Origin of the sequence: Micromonospora sp. CB01531, assembly GCF_001905095.1 — a bacterium.
Lineage (GTDB): Bacteria > Actinomycetota > Actinomycetes > Mycobacteriales > Micromonosporaceae > Micromonospora.
Genome location: NZ_LWLS01000072.1, coordinates 107,962 through 124,067, shown reverse-complemented (window position 1 = coordinate 124,067; position 16,106 = coordinate 107,962). Strand labels below are relative to the sequence as shown.

The window sequence follows — 16,106 nt, the reverse complement described above, 5'->3', positions numbered from 1 at the left end:
GTGGGGGTGTGGCATTGTGAGTCGAATGGAGCCGGACCCAGCCGCCGGGGAGAACCGGACGCTGACGCCCCAGCCTGTGCGCGTCGGGCTGGGGGTGCTGCGCGACTACCGGCCGACGGTCGCTCGGGTGCGTGCGCTGCTACGCAACATGGTCACCTCTTTCGTGGTGCTCAGCACGACGCTGTGGCTGCTGCCGGGCGTGACGGCGAGCGGCTTGGTCGCGACCCTGTGGCTGGTCGGGCTGATCGCCGCGATCGGCGCGGTCCTACGGCCGCTGCTGTTCGCCCTGGCCACCGCGCTCGGCGGGCTCGGCGCTCTGGCCATCGGCGTGTCCGTACAGGCCGTCGTCATGTACGTCGCGCTGCGGCTGGATCCGAGGGCCGACGTGGCGGGGTTCGCCGATGCCTTCGCCGCCGCCTGGCTCGCCGTGGCGCTCGCGGCAGTGGTGAACTGGCTCGCTGACGCCGGAACGGACGACGCGTTCGTCAGCGAGATGCTGTGGGTGATGGCCCGGGTGCGGCGCAGGCGGGAGCGGCGCCCCACCCGGCGGCAACGACGGCGGCGAGGTGCCGCCCCGGAGGAGGCGCCCGCCCAGCAGGCAGCCGACGGCCTGCTCATCATCCAGCTCGACGGGGTGGCCGCGCCGCTGGTGTGGTGGGCCATCCGCGCCGGCAACCTGCCCACGATCGGCCGGTGGCTACGCTCGGGCAGCCACCGGATGACCCGCTGGCACACCGGGCTTCCGGCCACGACGCCGGCGGCCCAGGCGGGCCTGTTATACGGCGACATCCAGCGGGTGCCGGCCTATCGCTGGTACGAGAAGGCGACAGTGAGCGACAGCGGAGCTCGCTCCGCGGGCCGCATGGTGGTGACCAGCCGGCCGCGCGACGCCGCCGAGATCGAGCAGCGCCTGTCCACCGGACAGGGCCTGCTGCGGGACGGCGGGGTCAGCATCAGCACCGCCTTCTCCGGCGACGCCCCGACCAGCCTGCTCACGGTGAGCCGCGCGGGACTGCCCGGACGATCCACCCGGGGTTACGCGGTGTTCATGGCCAGCCCGTACGGTTTCGCGCGGGCCGTGGTGCGCGGGGCCGGGCAGGTGCTTCGCGAGCTGTACGAGGCGCGGCGGCAGCGGCTGCGCGACATCCAGCCCCGGGGACGGCGCCGGGGCTCGTACCTGGCGCTGCGCCCGATGGCGAGCCTGCTCAGCGACCTGAACGTGTCGCTCATCGCCGAGCAGATGGCCGGCGGGACACCGGTCATCTTCTGCGACTTCCTGGACTACGACGAGGTGGCCCACCACGCCGGGCCGGCTCGCCCGCAGGCGATGGCGGTCCTCGAGGCGCTCGATCAGACGCTCGGCATCCTGCAGCGTCTGGCGGCTGAGGCGACGCGGCACTACCACATCGTGGTGTTGAGCGACCACGGGCAGAGCCAGGGCGCCACGTTCCGCCAACGACACGGCGAGTCGTTGACGGAGCTGGTCGCCCGCCTTGCCGCACACCCGGTGCGGGAGGTCGCGCCCGGCGGCCGGCTGGCGCCCACCGTCCCGACCCAACCCGCGACGACCGCCGAGTCCGCCGATCCCGTCGAGTCGTGGGGCCGGGTGAACACGCTGCTCACCGAGGTCGGTGGCCGGGGCGGGGCGACCGGCACGGCGGCTCGGCTGGCCCTGCGGTCCCGGGCGGATGGGGGCGAGGTCAGCCTGGGGCCGGCCGACCGGGAGGAGTCGGCCACCGCTGCCGATCCGGAGGCCGTGGTGGTGGCATCGGGCAACCTGGCGATGATCTACCTGCCCCATCATCCGGGACGGCTGACCCGCGAGCGGATCGACGCCGCCGTCCCCGGGCTGATCGACGGCCTGGCCGCGCACCCCGGCATCGGGCTGGTCGTGGTCGACTCCGCCGCCGGACCGCTGGCGATCGGGAGCCGGGGCTGCCACCGGCTGCGGGACGGGCAGATCGACGGCGACGATCCGCTGGCCCCGTACGGCCCCCGGGCACGCCACGACCTGCTACGCCATCAGGCGATGGACCACGTCGGCGACCTCGTGGTGATCAGCGCCGTGGAGCCGGGCCTGGAGGAGGTCGCGGCCTTCGAGGAGTTGGTGGGGTGCCACGGCGGGCTCGGCGGGTGGCAGACCGAGGCCCTGCTCATCCACCCCGCCGACTGGCCGCAGGAGGGCGAGCTGGTCGGCCCGGACGACGTACACCGTCAGTTGCTCGGCTGGCTGCGGCAGCTCGGCCTGCGGCGTGCCGACGATGTCGGCACGCCGGACGGGGCGGGCAATGAGCCGGACTTCGACCGGGACCACGACCGACGCCACGAGCCGGCCGCGTAGCGCGGGCGAAGCGGCCTACGGGGTCAACGGATCGTCCGGGGGTCGCCGGCGCCGGCTGAGCCAACTCAGCGCCTGGGTGACCAGCACGACGAGCAGGACCGCGGCGACGACGCTCTGCCACGGCTGCGGGAAGACCGCCCGGCCGAGGACCCCGATCGAGGCGTAGAGCACCGCCCACAGCAGGCTAGCCGGCGCGTTGGCGACGGCGAAACGCCGCCAGGCCAGCCCTGCCACGGCTGCGGCCAGCAGCACCGGGATCCGGCCGCCAGGGATGAGCCGGGACACCAGCAGCGTCGAGACGTGGCCCTCGCGCACGCGGGCCGAGACCTCGCCGACCCGCTGCCGTCCGCGCAGGCCGGGTAGCCACCGGGCGACCCACTCGCCACCCCAGCCGAGCATGCCGTACGTCGCGAGGTCGCCGACGTACGCGCCGACAGCGCCGGCGATCACGACCAGGACCACGGTCACCGGCTGCTGGTGGGCGGCGAGTGCCGCGGCGCCGCTGACCGCCGCGCCGGTCGGCACCACCGGGACCACGGAGCCGAACAGCACCACCAGGATCAGCGAGCCCAGCGCGCCGAGTGTGGCCGTCACGCTGGGTCCGCACTGAACGACTCGCCCGGCCGCAGCACGCGCACCTTGGTGGCGGGCGAGACCATCTCGACCTGGCGAGCGAAGTCGTCGCCAGGCCGAGCGAACCGGTCCGGCCGGATCCGGTCGCAACCAACCGGCCAGAAGGTGCCGAAGTGGATGGGTACCGCCCACGCCGGTGCCGTGCGCCGTACCGCTTCGGCGGCCCCCGTCGGGTCGAGGTGGCCGGGGCCGAGCGTCGGTCCCCAACCACCGACCGGGATCAGCGCGAGGTCGAGGGGCCCGAGGTGGGCCATCTCGTCGAAGAGCGCCGTGTCCCCGGCGAACCAGGTTCGCGCGCGGCCTTCGATCAGGTAACCGACGGCGGCTGCCCGGTGCCGGGACCACGGACCACGGCCGGCGTGGTGGGCGGCGGGGACGGCGGCGACGCCGACGCCGCCGATCGTGAGCCGGTCACCGACCGCGAGTTCCGTGCAGCGCCCGGCGGCCGCCGCGCCGAGCGCCCGCCGGACCAGCCGGGCGGCGCCCGCCGGCACCACGAGCGCGGTGTGCTCGGGCAGCCGGCGCAGCGACGCGAAGTCCAGGTGGTCGGCGTGCAGGTGCGACACGAGTACGGCGTCCGGGGCGGACGGTAGTCGCGGAGTGGGCCCGCGTCGGCGGCGCAGATGGGCGAGCCGGTCACGCAGCAGCGGGTCGGTCAGCAGCCGGGTTCCCGAGTCCTCGATCCATACGGTGCTGTGCCCGCACCAGGTCAGCTGTACCACGCCGACACCCGCACCGCCTCGGTCACGCCTGCCACCGTATCCGGCCGGGCCGCCGAGCCGCACGGAAGCCGCGGCCGCACCGAAACGCCGTGTCGTTGCTGGTCGTGGCGGCCGTGTTGCACGGGGACCGCCGGACACCACCGGCGCTCACGAAGTCGGCCCCCCACGCTGCTGGACCAGGGCCGGGGGCCGATCTTGTGCCGTCCGGTGCTGTCCGGCCAGGCGCGCCGTGGACGGGCGGCTGCGCCGACGTTGGTAGGCGGCCTAGACCAGCGTCACGCCCGGACGGCCGGCCTCGATGTAGAACCGCTGCGCGTCCCAGGTCGGGGCGTCCGGCCGGGTGACGAACTTGACGTTCCGCAGGGTCGCCGTCGCGCCGGTCGGGGTGAACGTGGTGCGGATGAAGCCGCGGTAGCCGTCGACGTAACGAATCCACGGACGCTTGAGCCAGTTGTCCTTCGTGGCCTGGTCGCCGGGGCCGTCGCCGGTCGAGGTGATCGACGTGACGATGAACTCCGTGCCCACGATCGCGCTGGTGGGATCCGGAACCGCGAGCAGCGAATCCTGGACGAGCGCCCAGTGCAGGTCCCCGGAGAAGATGACTGGGTACACCTGACGGTCGTGGTACGCGCGGTAGACCCGGTTCCGGGTGGGGCTGTCCTGGTTGACGCCGCCGAGCTGCTGGCCCTGCGCGAACACGTGCCACGTCGCGCCGGTCGAGTTGATGCCGTCGATCAGCCACGCCTCCTGCTCGTCGCCGAGCTTGGAGACCAGCGGGTCGTTGTCGCCGATGCGGTACTGACGGCTGTCCAGGAGGTCTAGCTGCGCGAGGCTACCGATGGTGAACCGGCGGTAGATCCGCTGGTCGGGGCCGACGGGCGGAGCGCAACGCGTGGGGGTGTTTTCCCACCACGCCTGGTAGCCGGCGGCGCGTCGAGCGAGCTGCTTCTGCCCGCGGTCGATGCCGCCGGCGTAGTCGTTGGTGACCTCGTGGTCGTCCCGGGTGATCGCCCACGGGAACGCGGCATGCGCCGCCTGCAGGTCAGGGTCCAATTTATACAGGGAGTAGCGCAGCCGGTACTGGTCCACCGTGTTCGTGGCGGCACGCACCTCATCGGGCACGAAGGTTCCGCCGCGGGGCGCGGCCGCGGTGATCGCGCCCTCGTAGATGTAGTCGCCGAGGTGCAGGACGAGGTCGATGTCGTCCTGTGCCATGTACCGGTACGCCGTGAAGTAGCCGGTCTGCCAGGTCTGACAGGACGCGTGACTGATGGTGAAGGAGTTGACCTGCGCACCGGCGGCTGGCAGGGTCCGCGTACGGCCGACCGGGCTCAGCTCCGGCCCGCACCGGAACCGGTAGAAGTACCAGCGGTCGGGCGCGAGTCCCCGAACGTCGACACGGACGCTGTGGTTGTACTCCGGCAGAGCGAACACCTCGCCCTCGCGGACGATCTGGGTGAACGCCTCGTCGTGGGCGACCTGCCAGTGGACCGGGACGTTCTTCGGCGGCATGCCGGAGCCGACGGCCAGCGGCTCCGGGGCGAGACGGGTCCACAGGATGACCGAGTCGGCCAATGGGTCGCCGGAGGCCACACCGAGGGTGAAGGGGTAGCCGGGCAGGTTGCCGATACCGCCGCCGAGGGCGGCGCTGGCGGCGGTGGGGATGGCAGCGCCGATCGAGGTCGCCGCGGCGACCGCTCCCGACAGGATCAGGAACTGGCGCCGGCTCGGCCCGGAGATGGCGGAACGGTCGTCTTCGTGGTGGGACAAGGTGAGCATCCTTGACAGAGGGGGCACCAGGAATGCGCAGGTGTACGCAGGTGCCGACGCTCTGGGATCTTGGTGACGTCCCGGTGGGATGCCAGGGAAGCAGTGACCCAACGGCAGCGGAACATCGGCCACCGGGTGGCTGCCCGGCAAGCCAGGCCTGAACAAGTCGGAACTTCTGGCCGAACGGGATCTTGCACGCGTCGTCGCATCGATGTCCGACCGGACGGGTAGCGGCTTGACGCGTTGCCGAGGCGGTCGACGTGGTGGCGACTCGCCACGCCGGGTCAGCGGGCGGCCCGGCGCGGCGGCGAGCCCGCCAGCGGTGTGCTGTCCTCGTAGCGGACCTCATAGACGCGCTCGGTGAACCTCCAACCGTCACCGGTGCGCTGGTAGCGGTCGTGGTAGATGGCATAGTTCAGCCCCTGACGGCCGTCGCGGGTACGCCCGAGCTCCGACATGTACGCGCGGCCGGACGCGGTGTCGCCGTCAAGAGCGATCGTGCCCGGGTGCGTGTTCTGCACCAGGAAGTCCACAAAATTCGGCACCCGCTCGCCCCAGGAGCGGATCTCCTCCTGGCCGAGAAGCTCGGCCGGGATGTTGGGCATCCGCAGCGCGCCGTCCGGGGTGAACAGCGACGCAAGCCGGTCGTAGTCGCGCATCATCACCGCGTCGGTGAACTCCCCGCGCAGCGCCTCGATCTCGACGCGATCCGCGATGGTCTGAAAGTCACTCACTGGTTCCTCCTTGTCATATCGAACAGGTCACGGCGACAGCGGCCAACAGTCCAGGCCGCTCTACCACGGCATCGGGCCGTCCTCGCTGAAGAATCCGCCGGTCGGTCCCTCCGTGCCGAGCGTGGCCAGGCGCACCACGACCGCGGCGCCCTGCGCGGGCGTGAGGTAGCCGTTGTGGTTGTTGATTTCCGTGTCGACGTAGCCGGGGTCCGCGGCGTTCACGAGGAAGCCGTCCTTGCGCAGCTCGTTGGCGTACTGCACGGTCAACGCGTTCAGCGCGGCCTTGGACGGCGTGTACGCGGCCGACGGCAGCAGCGCCGCCAGGGGGCCGGCCGGGTCGCTGGCGAGGGTCAGCGACCCGGCGGCACTACTGACATTGACGATGCGTGGCGCCGGTGACCGCCGCAGCAGCGGGAGCATGGCGTTGGTCACCGCGATCACCCCGAAGACGTTGGTCTCGAACACCGCCCGGACCATGTCCAGGTCGACGGAGCTTGGGACCTGATCGTGGGCGTCTTCGGGCGAGACCTGCCCGGAGCCGGTGATGCCGGCGTTGTTGATCAGTACGTCGAGGTGGCCGAATTCCTCCTCGACCTGCTTCGCGGCCGCTTGGACGGTGGCCGGATCGGTGACGTCCACGGTGACCGCGTGCGCGTCTCCGCCTGCCGCGCGCAGCGCCGCAGCAGCCTCCGCGCCGCGCCGCGCGTCCCTGGCGCCGATCAGGACCGTCATGCCCAACACGGCGAACCGCTCCGTGGCCGCGCGGCCGATCCCCTTGTTCGCCCCGGTGATCAGCGCGATCTTCTGGTCTGTGGTGTGCGCGTTCATGACCAAGCTCCTGCTCGTGGAGTTGCCTGCCGCGCGGATCGTTCCCGCGGCGTCCTTGCGCACATGGAGATGCCGGCGACCCGATCCCTGTGACAGTACGGCGACGTGACGCACGCCACCGATCGTGGGTGTCACAAAGCGGTGGGGACCGGCGTCTCGTGGGCGGCACCGTCGAGGCAGACAGGCAGGAGCAAGGCATGGGCGAGCGCAGCGGGCACACAATGGGCACAGCCGACCCGCTCGCTTGTGGCGACCGCATGGGCTCCGCCACCGAGGCCTTCCTCACCCATCGCAACCTGCTGTTCACCGTCGCCTACGAGATGCTCGGCTCGGCCGCCGACGCGGAGGACGTCCTGCAGGAGACCTGGCTGCGGTGGACCGGCGTCGACCTCGACACGGTGCGGGACCAACGCGCGTATCTGGTCCAGATCACCACCCGCCAGGCGCTCAGCCGCCTGCGTACGCTCCGCCGCCGCAGAGAATCCTACGTCGGGCCGTGGTTGCCCGAGCCGCTGCTGACCGCACCCGATGTGGCCGAGGATGTCGAGTTGGCCGACAGCGTCTCGATGGCGATGCTGCTGGTGCTGGAGACGCTCACGCCGACCGAGCGGGCGGTGTTCGTGCTGCGCGAGGTGTTCGACCTGGCCTACGACGAGATCGCCGCGGCCGTCGACAAGAGCCCGGCCGCGGTGCGCCAGATCGCCCACCGGGCTCGGGCATACGTCGCGGCACGGCGGCCACGCGGGGTCGTTTCTCCGGCCCAGACCCGAGACGCGCTCGAGGCGTTCCAGCGGGCAGTCGAAACGGGCGATCTGCAGCACCTGCTCGACATCCTCGCGCCGGACGTCGTCCTCCTGGGTGACGGTGGCGGACTCGTGCAGGCCGTGCTGAAGCCCGTCGTGGGGGCCGACCGGGTGGCCCGTCTGCTGAACGCCGGGCGGGGCCGGATCACCGCCGCGGTGTCGCTGCGGCCGGCACAGGTCAACGGCTACCCGGCGCTGATCCTCCGGCTCAACGGCGAGATCGACACCGTCATCGCGGCGCGCATCGACGACGGCCTCATCACCGGGCTCTACGCCGTGCGCAATCCCGAGAAGCTGTCCCGTGTCGAGCGGGAGACCGCGGTGAGCCGCTGAGTCCGAAAGACTCCGTCGGCCGCTCTGCCAGGCGGGTCGCGGGTATCCGGGACCACATGATCTCTGAAGAGCTGTCGCAGCCAGTCGACATGGACAACGAGCGCGCGGTGCTGCTGCTCGGCAACAACAGCGATCAGCCGGAACGCGAACAGTGCCGTCTGAACATGCGTCCCGGCTGCGCACGCTGCCCGGCTACGACGCGTTGAATGCTGCCGACAGAGAGTGGCTTCAGCAGGTCGCATCGGCAAGCCCTGGTGTCAGCCGTAGTCGCGCTCGCAGGACACGTACAGACGGAGGACCACTAGATCGCCGGACGACACGAGAGCGCGCTCGTCGGTCGACAGCTTCTTGAGATTCCATTCGTCAAACGGTTCACGATCACGCGGGTACCGGTACACCCCCAGCCGGCAATGTCCGCTCGCCTCGCTGGCTCCTTCACCCGTGAGGAGCCGATCCCAGGCCGCGATGGATCCATCGCTGGGCTGCAGGGTGAGAGCAGGACCTGAGAAGACGCGAGCCGCCTCCACCTGGCTCGGGCCGACATAGGTGTACTCCAGGTTGCAGTTGCAGTTGCCCTGGCCGCCCTCGCCGATTTGCCGGTACGCGGGGTCGACCTGCACCTGGCTCAGATACTCGCGAGCGTGCTTCGGGCCATTCGGCAGCAGCAGTACCAGCGCCCCAAGGCAGCCCACCGCCCCTACCACCAAGAGGCCGGCCGAGACGCAGGCCATGGCGATCCAGACCCGATTGCGCTGGCTCATGGCCCGCCCCTTCTCGCTGCGGCACGCCAGACTACCAACGCGAGAGGCCCGTGGCCGGCCAGCAGCGGGTCGGGCAGTGCGCTGAGGTGGATTTCCGGGAGCCCGGACCGCTAGCCGGTCCACACCCCGCGACTCGATCCCGCAGATGGCGGTGACATCCGAATCCCTGAACGGCTCGACGGGCAGCGAGGTGACCTATTTCGAGGTAGGGCTGCTCGTCGCAGGCGTCAGGCAGTCTCAGCCCGACCGGCAGGGAATATCGGTCGCTCCACCCGACGTTCGAGACTAGCGTGATCGCCATGTTCAGCACCGTCGGCTCCGTGCGGCCCGCAGGCTTCCACCTGCCGGGCGCCGCTGGCGTGTGCGCATGGCTGGCTGATACCCGAGGCTGACCCTCCTCCCGCTGCGGCAGAACCACGGAGGAGGGTGGCCCGGTGCTCCGGCGCTGCCCTTCGAGGCGCGTCGTGACGTGCGGTTCTGGCGCGGTTCCGCGGAGTGGCACCCGCCCGCGTTCGTCTTCCGCCAGTTCGTCTCCAGTGTGGAGTTCATCATGGCCAAGAGCCAGTTCGTGCGCGCGAAGCCGCACCTCAACATCGGCACGATGGGTCACGTCGACCACGGCAAGACGACCCTGACGGCCGCCATCACCAAGGTCCTCGCCGACCGCGACCCCGCCGTCAACCGGTTCGTGTCCTTCGACGGCATCGACCGGGCGCCGGAGGAGGTGGCGCGCGGGATCACCATCAACATCGCGCACGTCGAGTACGAGACCGCGACCCGGCACTACGCCCACGTGGACATGCCCGGCCATGCCGACTTCGTGAAGAACATGATCACGGGGGCGGCGCAGGTCGACGGCGCGATCCTGGTCGTGTCCGCGCTCGACGGGGCGATGCCGCAGACCCGCGAGCACGTGCTGCTCGCTCGGCGGGTCGGTGTGCCCTACCTGGTGGTGGCGATGAACAAGGCCGACGCGGTCGAGGACCCGGAACTGCTCGACCTGGTCGAGCTCGAGGTCCGGGAGCTTGTGTCCGAGTACGGGTTCCCCGGCGACGAGGTGCCTGTCGTGCGGGTGTCGGCGCTGCGGGCTCTCGAGGGCGACCCGCGCTGGGTGTCGTCCGTCGTGGAACTGCTCGACGCTGTCGACCGGTACGTCCCGGTGCCGCCCCGCGAGCTCGGCGAGCCGTTCCTGATGCCGATCGAGAACGTCATGACGATCTCCGGTCGGGGGACGGTGGTGACCGGCGCGGTCGAGCGTGGCGTCCTGCGGGTCGGCGACCCGGTGGAGGTGGTCGGGCTCGGCCCGACGCTGCCGACCGTGGCGACGGGGCTGGAGACCTTCGGCAAGTCGTTGGCGACTGCCGAGGCCGGGGACAACGCCGCCGTACTGCTGCGCGGGGTCAAGCGCGACCAGGTGCAGCGGGGTCAGGTGGTGGCGCTGCCGGGCAGTGTCACGCCGCACCAGCGGTTCCGGGCCAGGCTCTACGCGCTGACCACGGCCGAGGGCGGGCGCCACACGCCGTTCCTCGCCAACTACCGGCCGCAGTTCTACTTCCGCACCACCGACGTGGTCGGGTCGGTGGACCTCGGCGACGTGACGATGGTCCTGCCGGGCGACACCGTTGACCTGTCGGTGGAGCTGGGCAAGCCGGTCGCGATGGATGTCGGGCTCGGCTTCGCCGTTCGGGAGGGCGGCCGTACGGTCGCCGCCGGCACCGTGACCGAGTTGCTCGACTGAGGTACGTGGAAGGGCTCCTTGCCAGACAAGGGGCCCTTCCGCGTACGGCGACGAGGTGCCGCCGAATATCGACGGCCGACGGCGGGCATCGGCGGCAACGGATGTCCATCGCCTCCCGTTCCATGAACGTTTAACGAGCTGTCGATGCCTGGGTTGGGTGCGATCCCTAGGTTGCTTAGGGCTACGAAAGAAGGGGCTCGTGGACGCACTCCTCGCAATCCGGGCTCGAGGGATCACCAAGTGTTTCGGCGATGTCGTGGCGCTCGACGGCATCGATCTGGATGTGGCGCAGGGGCAGATCCACGGCCTGGTCGGGCCGAACGGCGCCGGCAAGACCACATTGCTCGGTCTCCTGCTGGGCCTGGCCGTCGCCGACAGCGGCCGCCTCGAGATCCTGGGTACGCCGATCGCCCGGGCGCTGGCCGCTCCCGACGGTGTCGCCGGCTTCGTGGACGGTCCCGGCCTCTACCCCTCGCTCACCGCCAGGCAGAACCTCGCCGCCCTGGCCGTCCTGCGCGGCCAGGACACGCGGACGACGGTGATCGACGACGTGCTCGACCAGGTCGGGCTCACCGATGTCGCCGACGACCGGGCGAGCAGCTTCTCCCTCGGCATGCGTCAGCGGCTCGGGCTCGCCGCCGCGCTGCTCACCAAGCCCCGGCTGCTCGTTCTCGACGAACCGTCCAACGGCCTCGATCCGGCCGGTAAGAAGCACGTACACGGTGTCCTCACCCGCCTCGCCGGGGGCGGAAACCAGCGTCGTACTTTCGAGCCACCGCATGGACGACGTCGAGGCGCTGTGCTCCGAGGTCACCATCCTCGCCACGGGACGGGTCGTCTTCTCCGGCCCACTCGGCAAGCTGGCCGCCGAAAACCGTGAACTCAGCTACCGGTTGCGCACCTCGGATCCGGAGGCAGCCCGGCGGCTGGCCGACGACACGGCCGGAATCCGCGTTGACGACGACGCCGTGGCGCGGCCGGACGCCGAGATGCTCGTCGTCCGCGCGCTGGTGCCCGCACTCGACGAACTGGTGGTACGGCTCGTGCAGGCAGGCATCGCGGTGCGCGAGCTCGCACCCGTGTTGTCGCCGCTCGAGGCCGCGTTCCTCGCCCTCACCGAGCAGCAGGAGGCCGGCCGATGACCGCCACCATCACCGAAGACAGAGCCACCAAGGCCCGCCGCGTCTCGGTGGCACGCGGCTACCGCTTCGAACTGGTCAAGCTGGTCTCGCAATGGCGGATCCGCTTGCTGCTCCTCGCCTGCTGGATCGCGCCGGCGCTCTTCGTCGCCGCAGTGAGCCAGCAGAGCTCGCTGCCCGTCGACACCCTCTTCGGCCGCTGGATGCACGCCACCGGGTGGGCCGGCCCGCTGGTGTTGCTCGGTTTCGCCGGCACCTGGGCGCTTCCGCTGCTGACCTCGGTGGTCGCCGGCGACGTGTTCGCCTCCGAGGACCGGCTCGGCACCTGGCGCCACCTGCTCGTTGCGGTCCGGTCGCCTCGACGGATCTTCGCCGCGAAGGCACTGTCCAGCCTCACCGTCATCCTGCTGCTCGTGGCCGGGCTGGCCGGTTCGAGCGCGGCCGGCGGCGTCGTGGCAGTCGGCAATGAGGCGCTGGTCGGCCTCGACGGCCACCTGCTGACGCCGGCGGACGCCGCCGGGAAGGTGCTGCTCGCCTGGGTCTGCGTGCTCGCCCCGACCCTGGCGCTCGCCGCGATCGGACTACTCGGGTCCGTCACGCTGGGGCGCTCGCCGATGGGACTGCTGCTGCCCGCGCTGGTCGCGCTCGCGATGCAGCTCGCCCAGATGCTGCCGCTGCCCGTCGCCGTACGCCTTGCCCTGCCCGGCTATGCCTTCATCGCATAGAACGGTCTGTTCACCAGCCCGGCACAGCTCGGCCCGCTGCTGATCGGCATCGTGGTCAGCCTGGTGTGGACCGTGACCGCGACGGCGCTGGCGTACCTGCTCTTCCTGAGGCGCGACTTCACCAATCCAACCTACGACGGCTCGGGGCGCCGGGCGGTCACCGCCGGCGTCCTGCCGCTCGTCGGGCTGCTCGCCGCGACGGTAGGGGTCGTCGCCGCGGCGACGCCGGCCACCGGCTCCGGGATCGAGCAGGACAAGGTGCAGCGCGCGGTCGCCACGGCATTCGCCCACCTCTACCGCATGCAGACCAGGCAGCTCAATCGCCCTGACGTCACCGAAGCGCAACTGAAGGCGACGGCGACGTGCAACAAGGGCGGTGGCAAGGTCGCCGCCCAGGGGCCGGGCAACGACTGGCGTTGCGTCGTCTCCTGGCATCTCCCCGACGTCGAGGCCGCCGGGACGGCCATCTACCAGCTAGACGTCACCGCAGACGGGCGGTTCGTGGCCGACGGCGACGGACCGAAGGAAGTGAACGGCTACTTCCTGGTGCGGACCCCGACCGGGGACGCACCGAACCCGCTCTGGCAGTTCGACGGCAATGTCGAACTGCTCCCCACCACGAAGGGATAAGTCAATGCAGGTAACACGCCGCCGCCGGCGTGTCGGGAAGGACGGCTCAGGCCTTCTCGGTCGACGCATCGGCCGCCAGATCCCCCTCGTGACGGCAGGCACCACCGCTGTCGTCGTCGCCGCCGGCACCGGCATCGGTTTCGCCCAGACGCACCGGTTCGGCACCGACCAGGTCGGCCAGACCACCGACCAGGGCCTGGTCGTATCCGCCGACCAGTACATCAACCCGATCGGCGAGCGCCTCGTCATCAACAACGGCAAGATCATGTCGTCCACGGTCAGCCCGGACGGCACCCACCTCGCGGCCGCGGTCACCGACGGCGGGATGGCGCTGGCCATCGTGGACCTGAAGAACTGGAAGGTGCAGCAGCTCGTCGGCAACAACGCGGCGGCGAATCTGCGGATCAGCGGCAACGACGTGGGCCAGGAAGGTCCCACGTACTCCCCCGACGGATCGCAGCTGTGGCTGGGCCAAGCCGACGGCTACCGCAAGTTCACCGTGAACCCGGACGGCACCCTCGCCAACCCGACGTTCATCCGGATCCCGCAGGACGGACCCCGACGCGCGCTGGCGAGCGAGGCGGTGTTCTCGCCCGACGGCTCCACCGTGTACTCCGCCGTCAACGGCCAGAACCGCGTGGTCGCCATCAACGCGGCAACCGGGGTCATCGAGCAGAGCTGGGCCGTGGGCAACGCCCCGCGTGACATGATCGAGGTCGCCGGCAAGCTCTACGTCAGCAACGAGGGCGGGCGCAAGGCGTTGCCCGGCGAGCCCACGATCAACTCGTACAACACGCTGGTGCTCGCCGACCAGGTGACCGCCGCCACGCTCAGCGGCACGGTCAGCGTCATCGACCTGGCGAACCCGGCCGCCGCCCCGTCGAGCATCGACGTCGGTCTGCACCCGACCGCCCTGTATGCCAAGAACGGGGCGCTGTTCGTCACCAACACCGCCACCAACGACGTGTCGGTCATCGACACCGCGAGCGACAAGGTCGTCCAGACCATCGCCACCCAGCCGTGGCCGGAAGCGACCGTGGGCTACGAGCCCAACGCGGTGACACTCACGGATGACGGTCACCTGCTGGTGACGCTCGGCCGCGCCAACGCGGTCGCCGTCTACCGGTACACGACCCCGCTGGAGCCGGTCAGCTACGTCGGCCTGCTCCCGACGGACTACTTCCCCGCGGAGATCACCGCCTTCGGCAAGGACGTGCTGGTCTCCAACACCCGTGGTATCGACGCCCGCCGGCCCACCAACAACGCCGGGCACGGCACCCACGACACGACGTCGAGCCTGACGCGGTTCACGCTGCCCGGCGACGATGTCATCAAGTCCGAGACCGGCAAGGTGTTCAGCCAGAACGGTTGGCACGGCGGCTCGGTCGCGCTGACCGAGGGCAAGGGCGACAAGAAGCCGGTGCCGGTCCCGGTGCGCCTCGGCGACCCGTCGACGATCAAGCACGTCTTCCTGATCGTCAAGGAGAACCGAACCTACGACCAGGTCTTCGGTGACGACCCCCGGGGCAACGGCGACCCGTCGCTGGCCCAGTTCGGCGAGAACGTGACGCCGAACCAGCACGCGATGGCTCGCCAGTTCGGGCTGTACGACAACACGTACGACGTCGGCACGAACTCGGCCGAGGGCCACAACTGGCTGATGCAGGCCGACAACCCGGAGTACACCGAGTCCTCGGCCGGTGAGTACATCCGCAGCTACGACACGGAGGACGACGCTCTCGGCCACCAGCGGACCGGCTTCCTCTGGACCGGCGCGCAGGCGGCCGGGAAGACCGTGCGGAACTTCGGCGAGTTCCACCAGTTCCTGACCAAGCCGCCCGGCTCGAGCTGGCAGAACCTCTACTGCGACACCAGGAACATGGCCGCGACCGGGCAGGACACCGCCTACCGCATGGTCTCCTCCTCGCCGATCCCGTCCCTCAACAACGTGTCGGTGCCCGGCTTCCCGAAGTACGACCTGGGCGTCCCGGACATCTACCGGTACGAGATCTGGAAGCGTGACTTCGAGAAGAACGGGCCGGCGAACCTCAACATGTTCTGGCTCTCCAGTGACCACACCGGTGGCCCGCCGAACGCGGCCGCCCAGGTCGCGGACAACGACCTCGCGGTCGGCAAGATCGTCGAGAGGATCTCGCACAGCCCGTACTGGAAGGAGTCGGCGATCTTCGTGGTCGAGGACGACTCGCAGGCCGGCCTCGACCACGTCGACGGCCACCGTGCCCCGATCCAGATCATCAGCCCCTGGGCCCGGCACGGCGTCGTCGACAGCCACAACTACACGCAGATCACGATGATCCGGACCATCGAGCAGATCCTCGGGATCCACCCGATGAACCAGAAGGACAGCGCGGCCAGCCCGATGCGGGGGGCGTTCACCCAGAACGCGGACTACACGCCGTTCACCGCGGTGCCCAACCGGACCTCGCTGACCGCGGGTCTGGCGACCCCGCCTGCCTGCGGCGTGGACACCCCGGCCCAGCAGAACCCCCTCGCCGCGGCCGCGCCGGCGGCGACCGTGCCGGCGGACAAGCAGCAGGTGGCGGCGCAGTGGGACGAGTGGAAGTCGCACCAGCGGCTGACCGGGCCCGATGCCAAGCCCGACTTCGCGAACCCCGCGCAGATGAACCACTTCACGTGGTACCAGGCGCACGACTGGAAGAAGCCCTACCCCGGCGAGGACAAGATTTTCGCGCCGGCGGACGTGCCGGGCGCCTACATCCCGTCGTCGGAGTCCGACGGCTGAGGTAAGGCTGATCGCGTCAAGGGGCCCCTGGCCGGCGTCACCAAGCCGCTGGCCAGGGGCTCATTCTGTCCCCTGTAGCGCCAGAGCTCAGAGCTTTCGAGCGCGCCCCGGGTGGTGCCAGCACCACCAGCGATGCGGGAGCCAGCACCGCTGACCCGGCGGCCGGGACGGCGCAGAGTCTGTTG

General features: G+C 70.7%; 15 protein-coding genes. 9 read left to right on the top strand and 6 right to left on the bottom strand.

Annotated elements, in window-relative coordinates:
- The first annotated feature begins 25 nt into the window (after window positions 1-25).
- The gene (locus A6A27_RS19825; RefSeq protein ID WP_083672714.1) at window positions 26-2,341 is read left to right on the top strand and encodes a phage holin family protein; all 2,316 of its coding nucleotides are present in this window, start codon (window positions 26-28) and stop codon (window positions 2,339-2,341) included.
- Between the two features lie 15 nt (window positions 2,342-2,356).
- On the opposite strand, the gene A6A27_RS19820 is transcribed toward A6A27_RS19825, so the two are convergent.
- The 5 genes from A6A27_RS19820 to A6A27_RS19800 all read right to left on the bottom strand — a co-directional run bounded on the left by A6A27_RS19820 (window position 2,357) and on the right by A6A27_RS19800 (window position 7,028).
- Complete coding sequence (locus A6A27_RS19820; protein WP_073836111.1) at window positions 2,357-2,935, bottom strand: DedA family protein; 579 nt, start codon at window positions 2,933-2,935, stop codon at window positions 2,357-2,359.
- Complete coding sequence (locus A6A27_RS19815; RefSeq protein ID WP_073836306.1) at window positions 2,932-3,696, bottom strand: MBL fold metallo-hydrolase; 765 nt, start codon at window positions 3,694-3,696, stop codon at window positions 2,932-2,934. Before A6A27_RS19815 ends, A6A27_RS19820 begins: the two co-directional genes overlap by 4 nt.
- Before the next feature lie 264 nt (window positions 3,697-3,960).
- Entirely contained in the window at window positions 3,961-5,466 is a 1,506-nt protein-coding gene (locus A6A27_RS19810; RefSeq protein WP_143194078.1) for an alkaline phosphatase D family protein, read from the bottom strand.
- A gap of 284 nt (window positions 5,467-5,750) precedes the next feature.
- Window positions 5,751-6,200, bottom strand: coding sequence for a nuclear transport factor 2 family protein (locus tag A6A27_RS19805; protein WP_073836109.1), 450 nt, complete (start codon window positions 6,198-6,200; stop codon window positions 5,751-5,753).
- A gap of 60 nt (window positions 6,201-6,260) precedes the next feature.
- Window positions 6,261-7,028 carry an SDR family NAD(P)-dependent oxidoreductase gene (locus tag A6A27_RS19800; protein ID WP_073836108.1) on the bottom strand — a complete coding sequence of 256 codons (768 nt, stop codon included), beginning with the start codon at window positions 7,026-7,028 and terminating at the stop codon, window positions 6,261-6,263.
- A 257-nt stretch (window positions 7,029-7,285) separates the two neighbouring features.
- Between A6A27_RS19800 and A6A27_RS19795 the strand changes: the two genes are divergently transcribed.
- Window positions 7,286-8,164, top strand: coding sequence for an RNA polymerase sigma-70 factor (locus A6A27_RS19795; RefSeq protein WP_241825367.1), 879 nt, complete (start codon window positions 7,286-7,288; stop codon window positions 8,162-8,164).
- 56 nt (window positions 8,165-8,220) lie between these two features.
- Window positions 8,221-8,370 (top strand): hypothetical protein, encoded by a 150-nt coding sequence (locus A6A27_RS44305; protein ID WP_158074017.1) that lies wholly within the window; start codon window positions 8,221-8,223, stop codon window positions 8,368-8,370.
- Window positions 8,371-8,421: 51 nt separating this feature from the next.
- On the opposite strand, the gene A6A27_RS19790 is transcribed toward A6A27_RS44305, so the two are convergent.
- Window positions 8,422-8,925, bottom strand: coding sequence for a hypothetical protein (locus A6A27_RS19790; protein ID WP_073836106.1), 504 nt, complete (start codon window positions 8,923-8,925; stop codon window positions 8,422-8,424).
- 550 nt (window positions 8,926-9,475) lie between these two features.
- Here A6A27_RS19790 and tuf point away from each other — a divergent pair.
- The 6 genes from tuf (at window position 9,476) to A6A27_RS19770 (ending at window position 15,921) form a co-directional block, all read left to right on the top strand.
- The gene (gene tuf / locus A6A27_RS19785; protein ID WP_073836305.1) at window positions 9,476-10,663 is read left to right on the top strand and encodes an elongation factor Tu; all 1,188 of its coding nucleotides are present in this window, start codon (window positions 9,476-9,478) and stop codon (window positions 10,661-10,663) included.
- A 55-nt stretch (window positions 10,664-10,718) separates the two neighbouring features.
- On the top strand, window positions 10,719-11,543 hold the full coding sequence (locus A6A27_RS46030) for an ABC transporter ATP-binding protein (RefSeq protein WP_338013300.1): 825 nt from the start codon (window positions 10,719-10,721) through the stop codon (window positions 11,541-11,543).
- Window positions 11,443-11,805, top strand: a complete 363-nt coding sequence (locus A6A27_RS46025; RefSeq protein ID WP_241825350.1) for a hypothetical protein — start codon at window positions 11,443-11,445, stop codon at window positions 11,803-11,805. Before A6A27_RS46030 ends, A6A27_RS46025 begins: the two co-directional genes overlap by 101 nt.
- On the top strand, window positions 11,802-12,527 hold the full coding sequence (locus A6A27_RS46020; protein WP_241825349.1) for a hypothetical protein: 726 nt from the start codon (window positions 11,802-11,804) through the stop codon (window positions 12,525-12,527). The genes A6A27_RS46025 and A6A27_RS46020 overlap by 4 nt, the downstream gene beginning before the upstream one ends.
- Before the next feature lie 51 nt (window positions 12,528-12,578).
- Entirely contained in the window at window positions 12,579-13,157 is a 579-nt protein-coding gene (locus A6A27_RS46015; protein WP_241825348.1) for a hypothetical protein, read from the top strand.
- 88 nt (window positions 13,158-13,245) lie between these two features.
- On the top strand, window positions 13,246-15,921 hold the full coding sequence (locus tag A6A27_RS19770; RefSeq protein WP_241825347.1) for a bifunctional YncE family protein/alkaline phosphatase family protein: 2,676 nt from the start codon (window positions 13,246-13,248) through the stop codon (window positions 15,919-15,921).
- Window positions 15,922-16,106: the final 185 nt, after the last annotated feature.

What these genes read in the sequence shown, in the direction of transcription:
- A6A27_RS19825 (WP_083672714.1), top strand. Translation starts at nt 26, where the DNA reads ATGGAGCCGGACCCAGCCGCCGGGGAGAACCGGACGCTGACGCCCCAG.
- A6A27_RS19800 (WP_073836108.1), bottom strand. Translation starts at nt 7,028, where the DNA reads ATGAACGCGCACACCACAGACCAGAAGATCGCGCTGATCACCGGGGCG.
- A6A27_RS19795 (WP_241825367.1), top strand. Translation starts at nt 7,286, where the DNA reads ATGGGCTCCGCCACCGAGGCCTTCCTCACCCATCGCAACCTGCTGTTC.
- A6A27_RS44305 (WP_158074017.1), top strand. Translation starts at nt 8,221, where the DNA reads ATGATCTCTGAAGAGCTGTCGCAGCCAGTCGACATGGACAACGAGCGC.
- A6A27_RS19790 (WP_073836106.1), bottom strand. Translation starts at nt 8,925, where the DNA reads ATGAGCCAGCGCAATCGGGTCTGGATCGCCATGGCCTGCGTCTCGGCC.
- tuf (WP_073836305.1), top strand. Translation starts at nt 9,476, where the DNA reads ATGGCCAAGAGCCAGTTCGTGCGCGCGAAGCCGCACCTCAACATCGGC.
- A6A27_RS46025 (WP_241825350.1), top strand. Translation starts at nt 11,443, where the DNA reads ATGGACGACGTCGAGGCGCTGTGCTCCGAGGTCACCATCCTCGCCACG.
- A6A27_RS46020 (WP_241825349.1), top strand. Translation starts at nt 11,802, where the DNA reads ATGACCGCCACCATCACCGAAGACAGAGCCACCAAGGCCCGCCGCGTC.